Genomic DNA, 21,606 nt, shown 5'->3' with positions numbered 1-21,606 from the left:
TACAGAAGGGGAGTCTCGGGTACGGATAATTGGAGTAGAATTGATTGCGGATGGTAAGCCTATTTATAGTAATTCAGAAGTTCGTTTTATTGAAAAAGAGGGTAGTTCGGCGGTATATCCCTTGGTATTAGCAAATGACGTTAGGGCAAACAATGGAGCCTCTATAAAAGTGACAATAGAAAGTAAGAATGAATCCCCAATGAAAGGGATAGTGGTGTTAATTCTTGAAAATTAAAGTAAAAATAATATTGGAATTTTAAGGTGATTTTTATAATTACGATATAGCTTACTAGTTTGTCGTAGAAATAAAGTAACAACTTTCCAAAGAATAGTCGCAATAATTGACAGGAGTAAATGAAACCTAATTATTTGGTAATACGTTATGGATTTCTTCCGAAAGGAAAAACAAATGAACACCAAATGAATAACCAATTAAAGAAATATAATTAACGACAGTTAAAACTAAAAGTTATGAAATTATTATCCCAACAACAAAAATCATTTTTCGAGGCAGAGGGTTATTTAGTCATTGATAATCTATTGAGTGAAGAGGAAGTAGTATTTTACAGTGACCTATATGAATCATTTTTGGACAATACAATTGATGTCTCAAAGTATAGGTCTGATTTATCTGGTTTAGAAGACTCAAAAAAAGAAAAAATCACACAGATTATGGTTCCTAGTAAGGTAGTTCCAGAATTATTAGAAAAAGGACTACATATGAAAACCTTAAAAATTGCACAAGAGTTGATGGGTGATGACATTGCATTAGATTTTGATATGCTCATCAATAAAGCACCAAATACGAATACCATAACACCATGGCATCAAGATGCTGCATATTGGATAGATATGCCAGATAAGCGTGCAGCAAGTTGTTGGGTGGCGATCGATAGATCCTATAAAGAAAATGGTTGTATGTGGTATACACCAAAGTCTCACTTAGCTGAATTGTTGCCACATGAGCAAACAGGAAACAAAGGAGCCCTTAAATGTGAAGGGACTGAGGAAAATTCTAGCTGTATAGAGTTACCTCCTGGTTCTTGTGTATTTCATCAAGGAGCAACTTTACATTACAGCAGAGGAAATTCTACAAATGACAATAGACGTGCTTTTATTACCAATTTTAGGCCAATGGCAATGATAGAATTAGAGCGTTCTAAAGGGGTTGATCACACAGGGGAGAGAATTGTTAATCCATAATCTTTAATGGCGCTATTACAACTAAAAAAATACAATTATATGCGAATTTATCAATTTAAAAATAATAAAAATTTTAATACTTTTTATGCTAAACACATAGTAATTGTCGTTTTGTTTAATGCTTTAAGTTTTTCAGGAAACTCTCAATCCGAAGTAAAATATAGCATTGCCGAATCTCCCTGGGAGGCGGAATTAGGCAATCATAGAGCTGTTATAGAAGTAGGGAAGAAATCAGAAGCTATAAAATTGGATTTTAAATGGAGACGTCACGATGAATCTCCAGAAAAACGACAATTTATTATAGTTAATTCCAAAACGGGAGATACCATAGAAAATATTCATCGATTAGAAGTAACAAAGGAAAAATGCAAATTGGTTTTTGGCCCTGCAGAGAAAGGAAGTTACTATTTTTATTACTTACCCTTTAAACCAGACTTAGAGTGGGGGTATTATAAGTATGGCTATCTAGACCGGGAGAAATTGCCAAAGAGTACTTGGCTTTCCAATAATAAACTAAATAATAGAAAAATCATTAACAGGTTGTCTGAAGCTATATGTCACGAAATTCAGGCAAGACGTGAGTTTGATTCATTTTATCCAATGGAAGTTACTGCTACTCAGGACGAGGTATATCAGTTTGCCAATAGTTTAAATGTTGATTATTTCGCCTTTACAGAGGACAGAAGGAATCCAATTAGAATGCGAGATAACTTACCATTGAAATGGATTAAAGACGGAGTAACGAATCAATTTGAAGGAACAGCAGAAAGAAACGAATACTACACATTTCAAATTGGTATTTATTCATCAAAAAAAGCGGTAGAAAATGTACGCCTTCAATTTGATGGTTTAGAATCAATTAATGGTGATATAATTTCTTCTAGTGCTTTTACCTGTTTTAATACAGAGGGAATAGATCCTTATGGTAAAACCTTTACGAAACGCGTGGATGTATCTCAGGGTAAGGTTCAACCATTATGGGTAGGAATTGATATCCCTAAAGATGTGAAATCTGGTATATATAAAGGTAAGATTATTATTAAAACTCTTGGAGCGTCTAATAAGGAAATAATGATAATATTACATATAACTGATTCTATGATAGCAAATAGGGGAGATGATGAACCATGGAGGCATTCAAGGTTACGATGGTTAAATTCTACTATAGGACTTGATGACGAGCCAACAAAGCCTTATACTCCAATTAAATCAAACAGCCTAGATAAGCTGAGTTTGTACGGAAAGGAATTATCCTTAAGTAAAAATGGTATGCCATCTTCTATTCAAGTTGGAAATACCGAAGTGCTTCATAATCCTATTCGATATGTTCTCGATAATGAGAAAATCACTGATTTTAGTTTAAAGGCAACTAGGAGTACATCGGGGAAGGAAATGAAAAGCTATATAGGCCATACTGAAAATTTTGAGATTCAAACAGAATCTGTTACTGAATTTGATGGGCATTTAAATTATAAAATAAAAATAAAAGCCAAAACCGAAATTACTCTAAATGACTTTAAATTAGAAATACCATTTCAATCTTCCATAGCGGAATATATGATGGGAATGGGACTTCCAGGAACTACTGTTCCTAAAATTCATTATTCTAAATGGGATGGACCTCAGGATAGTTTTTGGGTTGGAAATACATATGGCGGATTACATGTTGAATTAAGAGGTAGCACCTATCATGGTCCCTTATTAAACCTTTATAAGCCGTCCCCTCCCATAAGTTGGGACAATGAGGGTAAAGGCGGATTTTCAATAGAAAAAAAAGAGAAAGAAACTATTGCTACCGTATTTACAGGAGAACGAACATTTGTTAAGGGAGAGGAATTGCTTTTTGAAGTTTCTTTTTTAATTACTCCTGTAAGAATGATAGATAGTAAATCGCAATTTACTAACAGATATTACCATAATGGTTTGGCTCCTAAACCAAAGGAAGAAGAGATAATTGATGGAGTAAAAATTATTAATGTACATCATGCTAATAAATATAATCCATACATTAATTATCCATTTATTAATACAAAGGAAATGAGTGGTTTCGTCGACGAAATGCATGCCAAAGATTTGAAAGTAAAGATTTATTATACCATTCGGGAACTTACTAATCATGCTGTAGAAATCTGGGCATTAAGAAGTTTAAACAATGAAATTCTCGGTACAGGAAAAGGTGGTGGCTATCCATGGTTACAAGAACACTTGGTGTCTGATTATAATGTACAGTGGTATTCACCTTTAAAAGATGGTATTGATGCGTCAATAGTTAATGCACCTGGTGATTCAAGATGGTATAATTACTATTTAGAAGGGTTGTCTTGGTTAGTAAAAAATATTGATATAGATGGACTTTACTTAGATGACGTGTCATACGATAGAAGGATTCTAAAACGTATGCGAAAAATTCTTGACCGAGAAAAACCAGGAAGTATGATGGATCTGCATTCTAACACTGGTTTTTCAAAAGGTCCTGCTACTCAATACACGGAGTTTTTTCCTTATTTAGATAAACTCTGGTTTGGAGAAAGCTTTATTTATGATGAAATGCCGCCCGAAAACTGGTTGGTAGAAGTCTCTGGTATTCCGTTTGGACATATGGGAGATATGCTTCATGCAGGTGGAAACCCTTGGAGAGGTATGGTGTTTGGAATGACAGTCCGATATCCTTGGTTTACAGACGGTGTTACATGTGATCCCCGAGAAATATGGAAGGTTTGGGATAAATTCGGTATTGAAAATGCGGAAATGATAGGTTATTGGGATAGACAACCCATAGTAACAACTACAAATTCGGATGTTAAAGCTACGGCATATGTAAAAAAAGGAAAACTTTTGATTTCAGTGGCGAGCTGGGCGAAAAATACAGTAAAAATTAAATTGAATATTGATTGGGATTCCCTTAGCTTGGTTAAATCAAACGTAAAAATGAGTGCTCCAAGGATTGAAAAGTTTCAACCAGAAAAAATATTTTCAATAGATGAAGAAATTACCATAGAACCTACTAAGGGTTGGTTATTGATTGTCGAGTAAAGACATTTATCCATTTTAGTAGTTTTAGATTTTTCTAAAGCCAAATTTGAGGTAAAATATATTGGTGTAATTAAACAGGATTTGGACTCAGTCGATTACTTAATAGTTCATCCAAAAACTTGTGTTTAAAAATTAATAGTGAAGGTTTTAAATCTAACGTTAATAAAGAACAGAGGTTAATTTCATTTTTTGTAAGCAATTAAAAACTAAATTATGAATAAGTTGAAAATTTTATTAACACTTCTATTTTTAGGATTTATGGGGCAGCATATTTTTTCGCAAAAAGCAATTATACGGGAGGAAAACCTAAATATGAAAACGTATATGTTTGGAGATCCAGACCCAGTGGCAAACATAAATCGTATTTACCCTTATTTCCGTTTCGACAGTTATACTGAGAAACCTGAAGCGATGAATTGGAAAATGGTAGTATTGGAAAATGATTATATCAAAGTATATGTTTGCCCAGATATAGGTGGTAAAATATGGGGAGCAATTGAAAAATCTACGGGAAAGGAGTTTATGTATTTTAACCAGGTTGTAAAATTCAGGGATGTTGCTATGCGTGGGGCGTGGACTTCTGGTGGTTTGGAATACAATTTTGGGGATATAGGACATATTCCTACCTGTGCAACACCTGTGGACTATCGGTTAAAGGAGTATCCAGATGGTAGTGTTTCCTGTGTAGTGGGGGCTTTGGACCTTCCTTCAAGAACTAAATGGAACGTGGAAATAAAACTAGGCCCTGACAAGGCCTTTTTTGAAACTACTGCGACTTGGAGCAATACAAGGGAAGTACCGGTAACATATTACCATTGGATGAATGCTGCAGCGAAAGCCGATGGAGATCTAGAATTTATTTATCCTGGAAATAAAAGAATTGGTCATGGTGGTGAACTCGGAGAATGGCCAATAGATGAAAATAGACCTATTTCAAATTATAAAAATAATGATTTTGGTATTTATAAATCTTATCATATAATTGACAGTTACGCTGACTTTTTTGGCGGCTATTGGCATAATGATGATTTTGGTTTTGGCCATTACTCTAGTTATGAGGATAAGCCTGGAAAAAAAGTATGGATTTGGGGCTTGTCTGATCAAGGAATGATTTGGGAAGATTTGCTTACTGATGCCGATGGACAATATATAGAATATCAAGCAGGAAAACTTTTTAACCAAGCCGCTAACAGTAGTACTTTTACTCCATTTAAACATAGGGAGTTTATGCCCTATGATATTGATGTTTCAAAAGAATTTTGGTTCCCTCTTAAGGGGACAAAAGGAATGGTTGCCGCCAGTGATCAAGCCGTGTTGAATGTGATTAGAAAAGGTAATAAGGTAGAACTCAAATTAAGTGCATTACAACCTTTGGATACCTATTTGGTGATCAGAACAGACAAGAATCAACGTATTGAAAGGAAAATAACTCTAGCTACACTTGAACTTTTTGAAGAGGCCTTTGAAATTGATGAGGTGCAAAATTTTGAGGTTGTTCTTGGTAATAAGTTGTTGAACTATAATTCCGAAGAATCTTTATTGCTTTTGGAACGTCCGTATAAATCAGAACCAAATTTTAACTGGGAATCTGCTTACGGGCTTTATGTAAAAGGTCTAGAATTAGAAAAACAACGAAGATATACCGAAGCCCTTGAAATTTATATGAAAAGTTTTAATTCTGAATCCACATTTGTACCTACATTAAATAGATTGGCTTTAAGTTATTATCGAAAGGAAGAATGGTCAAAGGCATTGGAATTTTCTAAAAAAGCTTTAAGTGTTGATACCTATGACGGTTTGGCTAATTATATATACGGTTTGGTTAATAAGGCATTAAACAAGATTAATGATGCTAAAAGCGGATTTTCCATTGCAGCCCAATCCATTAATATGCGGACTGCATCCTATACTGAACTAGCAGTACTTTATTGGAATGAAGAAAAAGATGGAAAAGCCTTGGAATTTATAAGAAAGTCTTTGGCCTTTAATACCGATAATGTTTCTGCCTTGGAGCTAAAGACTCTGATATACAGAAAAAAAGGAAATGTAATGGGAGCTAAAGATATACTTTCAACAATATATGGATTAGATGCTACTAACCTATTCTATGTTTTTGAAAATTATTTTTCAGGGGAATTATCAAAACAGGAAGTTAAAGATAAGATTAATAATGAGCTTCCTGCCGAGTCGTATTTAGAAATAGCATTAAAATATAAAAGCTATGGACACCAAGAAGAAGCATTAGAAATTCTTAGGTTATCTCCGCAACACCCAATAGTTGCGTTACACATTGCTTCCTTAGATAAAACAGATAAAAATAAACTTTTAGATAAAGCACTGGCAATGAATGCAGAAATGGTATTCCCCCATAGGTTAGAAACGGGTATGGTGTTAAAGGAATTTTTAACATATAACAATCACTGGAAGTTAAAATATTATTTGGCACTACAACAATGGGGCAAGGGCAATATAGAAGAGGCGAGAAAGTTATTTATGCAATGTGGTAGTGATCCAGAATTTGTGCCATTTTATTTGGCAAAACTCAAATTATTCTCTGAAGATGTTAAGACGAAACTTAGTAGTCTAAAACGAGTAAGGCATTTGGATAAAGATAATTGGAGGGTACAATTGGCTTGGATCGAATACTATATAGAAACCAAACAATTTAAAGCAGCTAAAAAAATAACAAAGCAAGCCTTGATTAGATATCCTGAAAAGGCGGTTTTAGGTATGTACTATTCAAAAATACTTCTGGAATTAAAGGAATTCCAACACAGTCTTAATTTTTTAGAAAATTTTAATGTATTGCCATTTGAAGGTGCTACTGAAGGAAGAACAATGTACCATGAAACTTGCATCCGTTTATCTCTAAACGCTTTTAATTCCCAAGAGTATGATCAGGCAATTCATTACGCAGAGAAAGCAAAATTATGGCCAAAAAACCTGGGGGTAGGTAAGCATTATGACGTTGATGAACGGTTGGATAATTATCTTTTGGCCTTGGCATATGAGAACAAAGGAGAGCCGGATATAGCCAAAGATTATTATGAATTGATTATTGCACATAAGACGCCCGAATATTTAAATGAAAGTTCAAAATTATACCTGCAATTAATGGTTTTAGATAGATTTAGCAAAGATGTACCACTTCAAGACCTTTTGGAAAAAAACTTGGAAGCAGTAAATAGTAACAAATATGTGGAATGGGCCATTACCCGATATAAGGATGCCGATCATGAAGCCTTAAAGAATGCTATAATTAGTTCAAAGGAAAAGGTACATGCCTATGACACCAAATTCGTAGATGAGGAGTTTAAACTTGTTTCGGATGTTATTGGGGCCTTTTCAAACATAGAGAACGATGAAAAATAAACTAAAATATTTTTTTCATGGTCTTTATGACAAGTATGATGACAGTTAGACTTGCCAGAATACCTGCAAAGGCTCAAGTGGTTATTCCATAGTTAGATAAATTTACCATGAAATTTGTCCCAGTTTGGAAAAATTCGATATTAATCTATCTACAAAGGCAGGATTAAATTTAGAACAGGATCAGAAAATTAAAGTTAGTATTTATTCCAATGACTTTGATTCGGTTGTTTTAATTGGAAATATGTCTATTGATAAATAACAAAAGAATAAACTATGAAATCTAGAACCATAAAGAGATATCTGACCTATATCGTAACATTTTTTGCTATTTCGGCAATAGCCCAAAAGACAGAACCTCAAAAATCACCATTGAAACTGTGGTATGAAAAACCAGCCAATTCGTGGATGAAGGAGGCCTTGCCCATTGGTAACGGATATATGGGGGCCATGTTCTTTGGAGGACCGGAAGAGGAGCACATTCAGTTCAACGAAGAATCCCTATGGTCCGGAGGAAAGGGTGAATGGGACCAGTACAATGGTGGCAACAGGGAAAATGCCCATAAATACTTGCCTGAGGTTAGAAGATTGCTCGATGCCGGTAAATACGAAGAGGCGCACCAACTTGCGAACAGGGAACTTACAGGTACGATCAAGGCAGATAAGGGTAATAATATTTGGGAGGGTTTTGGAGCCTATCAAACCTTCGGAGATTTATTTGTAAAACCAGAAGAGTCCGGGACGTTCACAGATTATAGTAGGGAACTAGATATATCGGATGCTGTGGCAACTATTAAATATACGGTCAATGGAACAAAACATAAAAGAGAATATTTTGCTAATTATCCCAGTCGTACTTTGGTATTTCGTTTTGAAAATGATAGTCCAGAAGGAATAGACTATATCATAAACCAAACAACGGTGCACAAAAATGTCACCTTCGAATATAACCAAAACCAACTAATTATGTCGGGCCATTTGGAAAACAATGGCATGGAGTTCGAAAGCAGGGTGTTGATTGAATCCGATGGTGAAAAAGTTACTTTTTTGGATGATAAATTGAAGGTGAAAGCGGCAAAAACCCTTACACTTTATTTGACTGCCGCCACTGATTATAAAAACCAGTATCCAACATACAAAGGTAGGGATTACATATCAATAAATAGAGAGATCATTGCTATGGTAAGGCAAAGGGGATATGACAACCTTTTAATGGAACATATAAAGGATTATTCAAATTTGTTTTCCAGGGTGAATTTTAAACTCGAAACCATAGACACCAATAATATTCCTACAGATGAACGGTTGACTGCCTATGCATCGGGTAAAAAGGATCCATCGCTTGAAACCCTTTATTTTCAATATGGACGTTACCTTCTGATAAGTAGTTCACGACCTGGTACGATGCCTGCCAACTTACAGGGCAAATGGAACGACAAGACAAATCCGCCATGGGCCAGCGACTACCATTCCAATATTAATATTCCAATGATCTATTGGCCGGCAGAGGTCACAAATCTATCGGAATGTCATGAGCCCTTGATCGAGTATATTGATAAATTAAGGCCTCCCGGCCGTAAATCGGCAAAGGATTTTTTCAACGCAGAAGGTTGGATCGTAAATACCATGAACAATCCCTTTGGATATACAGCGCCCGGATGGGATTTTCCTTGGGGCTTTTTCCCCGGTGGTGCTGCATGGTATTCCCGACATGTGTGGGAGCACTATCAATTTACACAAGATTTTGATTTTCTTAAGGAAAAAGGATATCCCATTATGAAGGAGGCCGCTCTTTTCTGGGTGGATTATTTGACCAAAGATTCAAATGGGAATTTGGTTTCCTCACCTTCCTACTCTCCGGAACATGGTGGTATTTCTACCGGGGCCTATATGGATATTGAAATAGCCTGGGATATCTTTAATAATTGTATTAAAGCAACGGATGTCCTAGAAATCGATATGGCGTTTAAAAAGGAACTGGTTTTGGCAAAAGCAAAACTATTGCCTTTACAAATTGGGAAATGGGGACAATTGCAGGAATGGAAGGAAGATATTGATGATCCGGAAAATAAGCATCGGCACGTTGCACACTTATATGCGTTACATCCTGGAAATCAGATTAATGCCCTCCAAACACCTGAACTGATCGATGCTGCCAGGGTGTCATTGGATGCTAGGGGTGATGACGGCACTGGCTGGTCCATTGGCTGGAAAATCAATTTTTGGGCAAGGTTGTTTGACGGTGACAGGTCTTATAAGCTCCTAAGAAGGGCCATGGCAATTACTTTGGACGATGGCGTCAACATGACGGACGGGGGAGGTGTCTACGCCAATCTTTTTTCCACGCACCCTCCCTTTCAATTGGATGGTAATATGGGTGCTACGGCCGGTATGGCCGAGATGCTCTTACAATCGCATTCTGGGGAGATTCACATACTCCCGGCCCTTCCTGAATCTTGGCCTACAGGTACGATATCAGGATTAAAGGCACGTTGTGGAATTGAAGTGGATATAGAATGGAAAGAAGCCAGGTTAAGGACAGTAAGAATTAAATCTATTATGTCCCAGCCTATTAACGTTCATTATGATGGGAAAACAGTAGTGCTGAACCTGAAAGAAGGAGAGACCTTGACCCTCGACGAAGTATTGAAAATTATAGATTAATATGAAAATTATAAAAAAAATAAAATTACTTGGGTGCCTGTTATTTCTAGGCACCCAGAATCTCCTGGCAGCAAATGTTCATTTGACGAAATCCGATCCTATAATATCCTTGAAAAACGAAATGATCGAGATTAGATTTGCTAATTCCAGTACCGATGTCAGTCTATTTGAAATCATCAACAAATCTTCAGGAAAGACCATTGAAATCACAAATGATGATTTTTTAATCACCTTGGACGGTGCAGATGACCTGACAAAAACCAACTTTCTAATTTATGATATAAAGGAAGAAACTAATGGGAAAACTAATAAATTAAATCTTCTTTACAGACATATAACGGATTCCATCGAGCTCATTATTTCATATTCCCTTGGCAAAGACGACTTTTTTGCCAGAAGGCAATTGGAACTGGTGACGCAGAACACTTTGGAAATAAGGCAAGTCGATGCTTGGAAATTGGATCGAACCGGGAATTGCATTTATCAGGAGGAGGAACCGCCAAAATATCCGCATCCTGTATGGGGATTTGGGGAAAATAAGGGCTTCGGTCTTCCTGTACTTTTTGAGGACAGTTTTTGGGGCCTTGAGTACCCTGCAGGTTATAACCAGTACAGACATTCAACTCTTTCGTTTACACATTTCCCTGGAAGATCAATCGAGGGTAGTTTCAGTACAAAACCGATCGTTTTCGGTGTGGTGCAAGAAGAAGGAGTAATCAGCTCGTTTCAACGCTATTTGGATTCGATCCTAGCATTGCCAAAAAATGAACCTGCCCTATTTATCAACTATAATACGTGGGAGACCTTAATGCCCCCGACAGAGGCAAATTCCATAGCGCTTATTGACCTATTTCGTAAAAGGCTGTTAGAGCCGTATGGCGCTAATTTTGACACCTTTACCTTTGACGATGGCTGGGATGATAAAAAAAGCCTTTGGGACATCCGTAAAGACCGGTTTCCCCAAGGATTTGGTCCGATAAAAAAGGAGCTGGAGTCGGTGGATATGGACTTAGGATTGTGGCTGTCCCCATCCTCTGGGTACGATCATGGGCCTTGGCTCGTTGCCAACGGATATCCACAAAACGGGACTCGTGGCAAGTACCTATGCCAGTCAGCCCCTCAATATGCATCAGATCTAAATAGCAAGATAGAACAGCTATTGACCTCCAATGACCTCAAGTTTTTCAAATTTGATGGAAACGCCATGAACTGTGGTGCCGAAGACCACCAATGGCACTTGACGGGCAATTATGCCAAGGAAACGAACGTAGATGCCCTAATAGAACTGCTCGCTAACATAAAAAACTTACAGCCCAATGCTTTTATAGATCTCACCACCGGGATTTGGCTAAGTCCTTGGTGGCTACAATATGCCGATGCAGTTTGGGGGGAAGTCTACGATGGCCCCCCCGCTGCCATTGTTCCAACACCAAATTCTGGTTACGGAAAATTTACAACGCGTGATATCCTCATCCATAAACGCATGAAAGAGAACCCGGCCTTCCCTATTGAAAGTCTTGAACATCTGGGCACATTTACTCCCGATTACGATACCATGCACGATGAAATCATGTCGATTTTGGGAAGGGGAAGCCGCCTTTTAACCTTCTATCTCGATCCGAACGAGTTGTTAAGGACAGAAAAAGATTGGAAATTTCTTGCCAAGGCCATAACATGGGGTCGCCAAAATGCTTCGGTTACAGGGAACATAAAATTAATAGATGGGGACATACTGAACCACGAACCTTATGGCTATATGCGTCATCATAAGAATAAAGGAATCATCTCAATTTCCAATCCTTTCATAGCTCCAAAATCAATCTCAATTGCCATGAAGGATTTAATGGGAGAGGCTTCCGACAATCATTACTCCGAAAAGAATCAGTTTTATGCCGAAGTCGTATATCCGTACCACGAGGTTTTGGATTTCGATTTGGATTATAACAAATCGATCGACATTCAACTCGAAGGCTATGAAACTTTGATCATCGAGGTGAAACCATTTGACGAGGATATGGATATAATTGCCGGTGGGCGATATCAGTATGTTGAAAATTCAAACGGGACCAAGGATATTGAGATTTTCGGAAAAGCAGGGACAAAGGAGGAGTTCATTCTAAAATCCAAGGGAAAAAAGGATAAAGAAGTTATTATCCAATTTGAGGGCAAGAAGGAGGATGCCAAAGTGAGGGAAGCACAATTGGTATTAAAATTGGTGGATGGTGAAAATATAATGGAAGGTTCTTGCAAGATTGAGGTTCCCAAAGGAACCGACGCCTCTATGCACGTTTTGTTTGAACCAATGGCCCCTTCAGGATATGTGCCCAATTGCAAGATAAAAGTTAATGGTAAGGTAGTGGAGACCAAAATCAACCGTGCACCCCTTGTGCTACCACATATGCGGATATTCGATGAAGTGCCTATCTCAGATTGGTCTTTCATTAGTTTTAAATTACCGGCAGGGAAAAATAATATAGAGATTCTGATTGATACAGAAGATGAGGTTTCGGGTCAATTTAAGGCAAAGGTGGGTTCATGGCTTTGGATGGAGCATGCCCTATTGAAAAAAAATATGAACGAAAAATCTGCACTGATTTCTAGCTTTGCCGGTGACCTGTCCGAGATGTTGCCTTTACCTACAAGAATAGATAAAATGAGAGAGATAGTTACTATACATAAGAATAAGGAACTGTCCTCTTTAAAAAAGCCTTCCCTTGCCCACATAAATTTGGTAAATCTATCAGAACTGATTCCAAGCAAAGCGGCCATGTCCATAGGTAAACTCAGGACGGGCCTAAATATTGAAGGAACAGTACTCAGTATAGGCGGTCAACAATTTAAAAATGGTTTGGGTATGCATTCCTACGCCAGAGTGGTTTATAATATAAAAGGTTTGGGTTTTAGGAAATTCAAAAGTTTTATCGGCGTTGACGATACAGCTGGCAGTGGGGAAATGGAATTTGAGGTCTGGATAGATGGTATAAAAGGATATACTTCGGGCCCAATGAAAAAAGGGCAGACTGCGCAATCACTGGAAATAGATGTAACCAAGGCCCATGAATTTGAACTGAGAGTGTTTGGAGGTTCTGATGGTATAGATGGTGACCATGCCAATTGGTGCAATCCAACACTGTATAGATAATAAAAACATTTAGATGAAACTAAGGATGCCAAATAAAATTTTCTTTTTACTAATTCTCCTTTGCTATTAGGGATCTGCTAAGGAGGAGCTTAGTCTAATGAGTTTTAATGTAAGGTATGATGAAGTGTATTATGATGCAGAGAACACCGCTTTAAACAACTGGTCCAATCGCCAGAGACTTCAGGTATCACTTTTAAATTTTCACCAACCGGATATTATAGGGATGCAAGAACCTCTGGTAAATCAGGTTAAATATTTTGTCGAACATTTATTTAATTATAAATGGATAGGAGTGGGTAGGGAAGATGGAAGAACCGAAGGAGAATATAATCCTAAATTCTATAAGGCTAATAAATTGGAGGTCCTTTCCTCTGGGATTTTTTGGCTATCCGAAAGCCCCGATAAAGTTAGTAAATCCTGGGTTGCTGGTTATTCCAGAATCTGTACCTGGGCCTTGTTTTAAATTAAGGTTTCAGGGGCGAAATTTTATGTATTCAACACTCATTTTGACAGTAAGGGAGAAAACACACGATTGGAAAGTGTTAATTTGATCAATGAGAAAATTAATGATCTTGATACTGACATTCCGGTCATAGTGACTGGTGATTTTAATTTCACCGAGGATAGTGAAGTCTACACAGAAATAACCTCCAATGGACTTTCCAACAGTAAAAAGGCAAGCATTGAGGAACCTTATGGTCCAGAGGGTACATTTAATGGATTTCAGATTGACCAGATTGCTCATCATCGCATCGATTTCATTTTTGTAAACCAAAGGATAAAAGTATTGTGATACGGGGTACTGACAGACAGTAACCCTCAACGTTACCCATCTGACCATTTTCCAATTAATATTTATGTAGAAATTCCACGTTAAGGTATAAAAGGAATTATGATTGTTTCATTATGAACAATATTAAAATCCAGTTGTAATCTAGGAAAGGTTAATTTAATATATAAATGATTATGGTTACAAATTTTTAAAATGGAGCAACACAGTAAGATATTTATAAAATACAAACTACTTTAGTATTACTTGTTTTAGAATTTAAAATATCTTTCCTATGGCCTTTATAACAAGTTTGGTGACAGTTAGACTTGCTGGAATACATGCAAAGGCCCAAGTGGTTAAATTCGATCTACCTTGTATACCTATTGATTACACTACTATGTTTTAGGAAAAGAAGAATGTAATTATTTTTTTAGTTGTTCTATACGGAAACTTCCTGGTGTCTTTCCGGTATGGTTTTTAAAGATTCTAGCGAAGTATGATACGTTTTCGAAACCAACCAATTCAGCAATTTGTTTCAGAGAATTATTAGTGGAAAGCAGAAGTAGTTGTGACCTTTCAATTCGCTTGGATTGAATATATTTATTTGGACGCATACCAAAATTTTTATTAAATACCCTAGAAAAATAATCGGTGTTTAAATGACAAAAGTTGGCCAATTGTTGTACCGTTAGGTTATGATGTAGATTTTCGTGAATGTGGTTTAAAACCATACCAAATTTTTTATTTAAATTATGATTTGTGTTTTGCGTATTGGGTTCCCGTATAAACCGAGAAATTAGTATCTCCAATATGGCATGGGTTTCCATATATCCTGAAAGGCTTAATTCTTCATTTTTCTTTTCAAAATCCATAAGAGTAGGTCTGTTGTCATACGCTTTGGGGTTGTTGTTTTTTAGTTGCCTATTGGGGTTTAATTCCAAAAGTCGCTTAAAGTAGAACAAGTCCATTTGGTTAGCCTTGGACTCATAGATAAAGCTACTAAAGTTAAATATAGAATACCCATTTTTTATCTCCTCTAAACAACTAATGTAGTATTGCGTGTGGTAGTTATCGCATTTATATCTTCCGAAAGTGTAACTTGGTATGAGATAAATATGGCCTGGCTTCAATTCGATAGCTTCATTGCTGTGATATACCATAGCGCTTCCAGAGGTTATGTAGTATAGACGAATAAACGGGCTTATAACATCGTCATAGTCCCATAGAGGATCTAGTTCTGCATACCCCACATTTAATAAGGCCAATTTTAGAGACTGAAGTGATTTTGACATATTTAAATTTTGTCGGATTTGTAGTAATGATTGTTAGTGTAGTTTGTAATATAAATGGTTGTTTAGTAAGATAAATTTAGATTGAAAGTTAGGTAATATAACATAATAATAAAATGATAATGTCGGAAATGTATAATACTTAAACTGATTTGGATATAATTTGTGAACCCTTAAATTTTATCTTTGAAAAAATATTAAATTTTTAGAATGCTATGCCAATTTTTAGAAAACTCTTAATTTATTCATGGTTTTTATTGATTTTATCCTGTGGCGGCCCTGAATTGCCTGAATTGGTGTCTCTAGAATATAATAAATTGCCAAAAAAAGTTGATTTTAATATTCATGTAAAGCCTATTCTTTCGGATAAATGTTTCATATGTCATGGTCCAGACAAGGCGAAAATAAAAGCAGGCCTTCAGTTAGATACTCCCGAAGAGGCTTATAAAGAATTAATGGAGTCACCAGGGAAGTTTGCATTAACTCCTGGAAGTCTAAAAAATAGTGAGGTTTTTCATAGAATTATTTCGGACGATCCAAACTTTATTATGCCAGAACCTGACTCTCACCTTTCCTTAACTGATTATGAGAAGGCGGCTTTAATAAAATGGATAGAACAAGGAGCCGAATATAAAGACCATTGGTCATTTATCAAACCAGGGGATACTCAAGTCCCGCAAGTAAATAATAATGATGTCATAAATAACCCTATAGATAATTTTGTCCTTAGTCGATTGGAACAAGATAATTTGCAATTCTCAGCTAAAGCGGATAAAGAATTATTGATAAGAAGACTTTACCTTGATCTCACAGGTTTACCTCCAACAATAGCAGATATGGATGACTTTTTGATGGACTCTTCTGCTAAAGCGTATGAAAATCAAGTAGATAAATTATTGGCATCTCCCCATTATGGGGAGCAAATGGCCCTAGATTGGATGGATTTGTCACGTTTTGCAGACACACATGGGTATAGTGTAGATCGATATCGAGATATGTCACCTTGGCGTGATTGGGTAATAAATGCGTTTAATGATAATATGTCCTATAACCAATTTTTGGAATGGCAACTGGCGGGAGATCTTATTGAAAACCCTACTCGGGAATCTATTTTAGCTACTGCCTTTAATCGTGTGCATCCACAAAATATGGAAGGTGGTATTGTAAATGAAGAATTTTTAGTGGAATACGCGGTTGATAGGGCAAGTACGGTAGGACAAGCTTTTATGGGGCTTACTGTAGCTTGCGCCAGATGTCACGATCATAAATATGACCCTATATCCCATAAAAACTTCTATGAGATGACCAGCTTTTTTAATAATGTGAACGAATCTGGACAGATTTCATGGAACAACGCGACCCCTGTGCCCTCTTTAATGATGACCACGAAAGAGGAGGAAAAGGTACTGTCCTACATGAAAAAGCTTATTGATGAATCGGAAGTGGAGATAGATAAAGTAAAAGAGAAGGATTTAACTGAAAATTTTAATCAATGGCTAGTTGATAAGAAATATAAATCCATTAACACTAAGGCACCATCCAAGGGCTTAACGGCATACTTTGATCTCAATGATAATAGTTTACAGAATGCAGTAAACACTAAGATAAAGGGAACAATGAAACGAGAAGGTAGGGAGGGACAAAAAATTAATCTTTCCAAGGGAAAATGGGGAAAAGGGGTACTGCTGGATGGTGATACATGGTTAGATTTAAGGAAAACTGGCGTTTTTGGAAGAAATGATGCGTTTACAATCAGTTTATGGAGTAATATCCCGACCCATATTGAAAATGGTAATATTTTCCATAAAGGTGATGGTGCTATACTGTACAATTGGCGGGGATATCACCTTAAAATTGTAGAGAATAAACTGGAACTAATGATGGCGCATACTGCACCAAACAATGCCATTGTTAAAATTTCTAAAAAGGAATTTCCAAGAGACCAATGGGTTCATTTTACCATTACCTATAATGGGTCCAGTAAGGCCGATGGTTATAAATTATTTGTAAATGGAATGGAAATTGAAACCATCTTGAAAACTGATAACCTCTATAAGGATATTCTATTTAGAAATAATAACGAACCTGGTTTACAATTGGGAGCTAGATTACGAGGAAAAGGAATTAAGGGTGCTGTAATTGATGAGATACGGGTTTATGATAGGGATTTATCTACCATAGAAGTATTGCAATTGGCAAATGATCCTAGATTAAATGATTTGATAAATAAGGAACTTCCCAATTTCACTTCAGAAGACAAAAAATTCTTAAAAGAATATTATTCCGCAAATGTTTCAAAGGCAGGCGAATTTCAACAAAGTAAATTAGCCGAATTGCGAAAACATTACGTGGATAGTGTGGAAAAGGTGAAGGAAGTAATGGTAATGGAAGAGACCTCAGAACCAGTACAGTCTTATATTTTGGATAGAGGTGTGTATGATGCCAGAGGTGAAGAAGTTTTTCCCAATACACCTGAAGCTATTTTCCCTATGCCAAAAGAGTATCCAAAAAATAGGTTAGGGTTCTCAAAATGGTTATTTCATGAAGACCATCCTTTAACAGCTCGAGTTGCTGTAAACAGATTTTGGCAACATTACTTTGGAAATGGATTGGTTAAAACATCTGAAGATTTTGGGAACCAAGGTGAAATGCCTAGTCACCCAGAATTATTAGACTGGTTGGCTTTGGAGTTTAGAGATTCTGGATGGGACGTAAAGGCAATGCAAAAAATGATTGTTATGTCTCACACCTATCAGCAATCTTCCGTAGTAAGTGAAGCGATGATGGAAATAGACATTGATAACAGGCTTCTGGCAAGAGGACCTTCTAAAAGATTATCCGGAGAAATGTTGCGCGATAATGTCTTGGCCAGTTCTGGTTTGCTAAACAAAACCATTGGAGGGCAAAGCGTAAGTCCTTATCAACCGAATGGTTTATGGAAGGTAAACAATGCTACTTACAGGGAAGATACAGGGGATAAATTGTATAGAAGAAGCCTATATACTATCTGGAAAAGGTCTGTGCCACACCCCACACTGGCTACTTTTGATGCCCCCGCCCGTGACGTGTGTACCATACGTAGGCAGGAGACAAATACGCCCTTGCAAGCTTTAGTACTGCTCAATGACCCTACTTATATTGAAGCTTCTAGGGTACTTGGAAAATATATGAGTGATGTCGAAGATATAAAATTAGCAATTTCTACAGTTTTTAGACAACTAACTGGGAGAAAAATCAAAAGTGATGAATTGCAGTTACTAATAGATCTTCAAGAGAATGAATACAAAAAATTCTCAGCCAACATCGATAAAGCTAAAGGATGGTTGAACACGGGTGAATTTAAATTACAGAGTCGGGATAATAAAGCATTGGTGGCGGCAAATGCGATAGTAGTGAATACTATAATGAATTCTGATCCTTGTATTACTAAAAGGTAAGTTGTTTAGGAATAACTAGAATTATAAAGAAAGATATGGGCAATCATCATGACAAATTAAGATCTAACAATAGGGATCTTCAGGATATAGAAAGACAATTTGATCGGCGGGAGTTTTTTAAAAAAACATCTCTTGGAATTGGGGCGCTTGCACTTAATTCTTTATTGAATCCGGAGAAGCTATGGAGTGCTGTTGATCCTTTGGCTGGGCAACAAAATATCCAGGCTAAGAATAAATTAGGGATGCCCCATCATTTACCAAAGGCGAAACGAATTATATATCTCTTTCAAAGCGGTGGTCCGTCGCACCTTGATCTTTTCGATTATAAACCTAAACTCACGGATATGTTTGGCCAAGATTTGCCAGATTCTATCCGGGCTGGTCAACGTCTAACAGGGATGAGTGCCGATCAAACGGCTTTCCCAATAGCCGGATCAACCTTAAATTTTAAGCAATATGGCGAATCCCGTGCATGGGTTAGTGATGCTATGCCTTATTTGTCCGAGGTAGTAGATGATCTTTGTTTTATCAAAGGGATGCATACAGATGCTATTAATCACGACCCCGCCATAACCTTTTTCCTAACGGGGAGCCAACAACCGGGTAGACCATCCATAGGATCATGGGTCAGTTATGGTTTGGGATCTGACAATAATAATTTGCCCACTTTTATTTCTTTAGTCTCTAATAATGGCTCAGGGCAACCTTTATATTCCCGTTTGTGGGGCAATGGTTTTCTGCCAACAGAGCATCAAGGAGTACAGTTCCGCTCTGGAAAAGATCCAGTGTTATATTTAGGAGATCCAGAGAATTATGACGGTAATGATCGTAGACAAATGCTCGATTATTTAAAAAAGTTGAATGGAATAGCATATGATGCCTATGGAGATCCTGAGATTAAAGCTAGGATAGCTCAATATGAGATGGCCTTTAGAATGCAGACTTCTGTACCCGAAGTTACAGATACCTCTGACGAACCAGATTATATTTTTGATATGTATGGACCAGATAGTCGAACTCCTGGAACTTACGCAGCAAATTGCTTAATGGCCCGTAAACTATTAGAAAAAGATGTAAAGTTTGTTCAATTATTTCATCAAGGTTGGGATCAACATGATAATTGCCCAGGAGGTATAAAACACCAGAGTAAAAATACAGATCAGGGAACGGCTGCCTTAATAAAAGATTTAAAACAAAGAGGGATGCTTGAAGATACTTTAGTAGTTTGGGGTGGAGAGTTTGGACGTACAGTTTATTCTCAAGGCCAACTAACGGCTACAAATTACGGAAGAGATCATCACCCTAAAGCTTTTACAATGTTTATGGCAGGCGCAGGTGTAAAGCCTGGATTTACCTATGGTGAAACCGACGATTTTGGCTATAATGTTGTTAAGGATCCAGTACATACGCATGATTTTCAAGCTACATTATTGCATCTTTTTGGTATAGATCATGAAAGAATGACCTATAAACATCAAGGAAGACGGTTTAGATTAACCGATGTTCATGGACATGTAGTTAAAGATATTTTAAGTTAAATTTAATCAACCTTTTAAAAAACAAACAAACCTAATGGATCAATCAAGAAGAAAATTTATAGGAAATACTACATTATTAGGAACGGCATTAGCTGTTACGCCATCTTTCGGGTTTCAAATTTTAAAGAAAGGGGCGAAAGAAGAACTTACAATTGGTCACGGGGAATTTAAATATAAAGTTCACAAAAATTGGGCAAAAATATCCAATGCGCACACGCCAATTCTCAACTGTCATGAAATGCAAATGGACAGCAAAGGAAGATTGATTATGATAGGTGATCATACAACTAATAATATTTTAGTTTTTGATAAGTCAGGTAAATTATTGGATCATTGGGGTACTGGGTATCCTGGAGGGCATGGATTAACCTTGCATAACGAAGGTGGTGAAGATGTTTTATATATAGTAGATTGCGGTTATTTTATTGACAAATCAGGACAGTATCATGCTCAGGCTGGGCAGGTTTTGAAAACTACAATTGATGGCCGTTTGATATTTCCTTTGCCTCATCCCCAAACCATTGGAGTTTACAAACAAAATGAACCTTATATGCCCACTGAAACAGCCGTAGGCCCTAATGGAGATATATATGTGGCCGATGGCTATGGCTCAGATTATATTCTTCAGTTTAGCCATAAAGGGGAATTTATCAGAAAATGGGGAGGTAAGAATAACGTCGATAAGAATTATAACTTGGCAAATGCCCACGGGGTAGCTGTGGATTATCGGAATAAGAATAATCCTATGTTGATTGTTACTTCAAGAAATGATAATGCATTCAAATATTTTACCTTGGATGGAAAGTATATCAAAACTTTGAGTCTGCCTGGGGCATTTGTTTGTAGAGCTGTTTTAGATGATGAAAATTTATATTCTGGGGTTTGCTGGTCAGAAACCAGGGAGGGTGAAAAATGGGTGCGTGATACTGGTTTTGTTACCATTTTAAATGGGGATAATAAGGTGGTTTCCAATCCAGGAGGAGAGGAGCCTAAATATATAAATGATAAACTCCAAACTATGCACAATTCATTAAATCCTGTTTTTAATCATGGACACGACGTTTTTGTGGATCCAGACAAAAATTTGTACATCTGTCAATGGAATGCACATAATTCAACCCCAATTAAATTGGAAAGAGTTTAAGAACATAGTACTAAT

At 36.8% G+C, this 21,606-nt stretch carries 12 protein-coding genes; 11 read left to right on the top strand and 1 reads right to left on the bottom strand.

The annotated features are described in order from the left end of the window. The 8 genes from MWU65_RS13880 to MWU65_RS13845 form a co-directional block, all read left to right on the top strand. Positions 1-235 (top strand): hypothetical protein (locus MWU65_RS13880; protein WP_247078833.1); only part of this gene is annotated, 235 nt, incomplete at its 5' end. 236 nt (positions 236-471) lie between these two features. Then, complete coding sequence (locus tag MWU65_RS13875; RefSeq protein WP_247078831.1) at positions 472-1,203, top strand: phytanoyl-CoA dioxygenase family protein; 732 nt, start codon at positions 472-474, stop codon at positions 1,201-1,203. Positions 1,204-1,242: 39 nt separating this feature from the next. Then, positions 1,243-4,236 (top strand): glycoside hydrolase domain-containing protein, encoded by a 2,994-nt coding sequence (locus MWU65_RS13870; protein WP_247078829.1) that lies wholly within the window; start codon positions 1,243-1,245, stop codon positions 4,234-4,236. 213 nt (positions 4,237-4,449) lie between these two features. Further along, the gene (locus tag MWU65_RS13865; RefSeq protein WP_247078827.1) at positions 4,450-7,608 is read left to right on the top strand and encodes a DUF5107 domain-containing protein; all 3,159 of its coding nucleotides are present in this window, start codon (positions 4,450-4,452) and stop codon (positions 7,606-7,608) included. 273 nt (positions 7,609-7,881) lie between these two features. After that, positions 7,882-10,269, top strand: a complete 2,388-nt coding sequence (locus MWU65_RS13860; RefSeq protein WP_247078826.1) for a glycoside hydrolase N-terminal domain-containing protein — start codon at positions 7,882-7,884, stop codon at positions 10,267-10,269. Position 10,270: 1 nt separating this feature from the next. Continuing rightward, a complete protein-coding gene (locus MWU65_RS13855; protein WP_247078825.1) occupies positions 10,271-13,411 on the top strand; it encodes an NPCBM/NEW2 domain-containing protein in 3,141 nt (1,046 codons plus the stop codon). 97 nt (positions 13,412-13,508) lie between these two features. After that, entirely contained in the window at positions 13,509-13,874 is a 366-nt protein-coding gene (locus tag MWU65_RS13850; protein WP_247078824.1) for a hypothetical protein, read from the top strand. Between the two features lie 69 nt (positions 13,875-13,943). Further along, positions 13,944-14,204 carry an endonuclease/exonuclease/phosphatase family protein gene (locus MWU65_RS13845; protein ID WP_247078823.1) on the top strand — a complete coding sequence of 87 codons (261 nt, stop codon included), beginning with the start codon at positions 13,944-13,946 and terminating at the stop codon, positions 14,202-14,204. 401 nt (positions 14,205-14,605) lie between these two features. On the opposite strand, the gene MWU65_RS13840 is transcribed toward MWU65_RS13845, so the two are convergent. Next, positions 14,606-15,475 (bottom strand): AraC family transcriptional regulator, encoded by an 870-nt coding sequence (locus MWU65_RS13840; protein WP_247078822.1) that lies wholly within the window; start codon positions 15,473-15,475, stop codon positions 14,606-14,608. A 212-nt stretch (positions 15,476-15,687) separates the two neighbouring features. On the opposite strand from MWU65_RS13840, the gene MWU65_RS13835 reads away from it, so the two are divergent. The 3 genes from MWU65_RS13835 to MWU65_RS13825 are packed head-to-tail and all read left to right on the top strand — an operon-like array spanning position 15,688 to position 21,591. Continuing rightward, the gene (locus MWU65_RS13835; RefSeq protein ID WP_247078821.1) at positions 15,688-18,909 is read left to right on the top strand and encodes a DUF1553 domain-containing protein; all 3,222 of its coding nucleotides are present in this window, start codon (positions 15,688-15,690) and stop codon (positions 18,907-18,909) included. A 35-nt stretch (positions 18,910-18,944) separates the two neighbouring features. Further along, positions 18,945-20,447 (top strand): DUF1501 domain-containing protein, encoded by a 1,503-nt coding sequence (locus MWU65_RS13830; RefSeq protein ID WP_247078819.1) that lies wholly within the window; start codon positions 18,945-18,947, stop codon positions 20,445-20,447. 34 nt (positions 20,448-20,481) lie between these two features. Beyond that, entirely contained in the window at positions 20,482-21,591 is a 1,110-nt protein-coding gene (locus MWU65_RS13825; RefSeq protein ID WP_247078817.1) for a 6-bladed beta-propeller, read from the top strand. The last annotated feature ends 15 nt before the right edge of the window (positions 21,592-21,606 follow it).

Origin of the sequence: Cellulophaga sp. F20128, assembly GCF_023015805.1 — a bacterium.
In the GTDB taxonomy this organism is placed as follows: Bacteria; Bacteroidota; Bacteroidia; order Flavobacteriales; family Flavobacteriaceae; genus Cellulophaga.
This window is presented reverse-complemented; position numbering and strand designations above follow the sequence as displayed.

What these genes read in the sequence shown, in the direction of transcription:
- MWU65_RS13875 (WP_247078831.1), top strand. Translation starts at nt 472, where the DNA reads ATGAAATTATTATCCCAACAACAAAAATCATTTTTCGAGGCAGAGGGT.
- MWU65_RS13870 (WP_247078829.1), top strand. Translation starts at nt 1,243, where the DNA reads ATGCGAATTTATCAATTTAAAAATAATAAAAATTTTAATACTTTTTAT.
- MWU65_RS13865 (WP_247078827.1), top strand. Translation starts at nt 4,450, where the DNA reads ATGAATAAGTTGAAAATTTTATTAACACTTCTATTTTTAGGATTTATG.
- MWU65_RS13860 (WP_247078826.1), top strand. Translation starts at nt 7,882, where the DNA reads ATGAAATCTAGAACCATAAAGAGATATCTGACCTATATCGTAACATTT.
- MWU65_RS13855 (WP_247078825.1), top strand. Translation starts at nt 10,271, where the DNA reads ATGAAAATTATAAAAAAAATAAAATTACTTGGGTGCCTGTTATTTCTA.
- MWU65_RS13850 (WP_247078824.1), top strand. Translation starts at nt 13,509, where the DNA reads ATGAGTTTTAATGTAAGGTATGATGAAGTGTATTATGATGCAGAGAAC.
- MWU65_RS13840 (WP_247078822.1), bottom strand. Translation starts at nt 15,475, where the DNA reads ATGTCAAAATCACTTCAGTCTCTAAAATTGGCCTTATTAAATGTGGGG.
- MWU65_RS13835 (WP_247078821.1), top strand. Translation starts at nt 15,688, where the DNA reads ATGCCAATTTTTAGAAAACTCTTAATTTATTCATGGTTTTTATTGATT.
- MWU65_RS13830 (WP_247078819.1), top strand. Translation starts at nt 18,945, where the DNA reads ATGGGCAATCATCATGACAAATTAAGATCTAACAATAGGGATCTTCAG.
- MWU65_RS13825 (WP_247078817.1), top strand. Translation starts at nt 20,482, where the DNA reads ATGGATCAATCAAGAAGAAAATTTATAGGAAATACTACATTATTAGGA.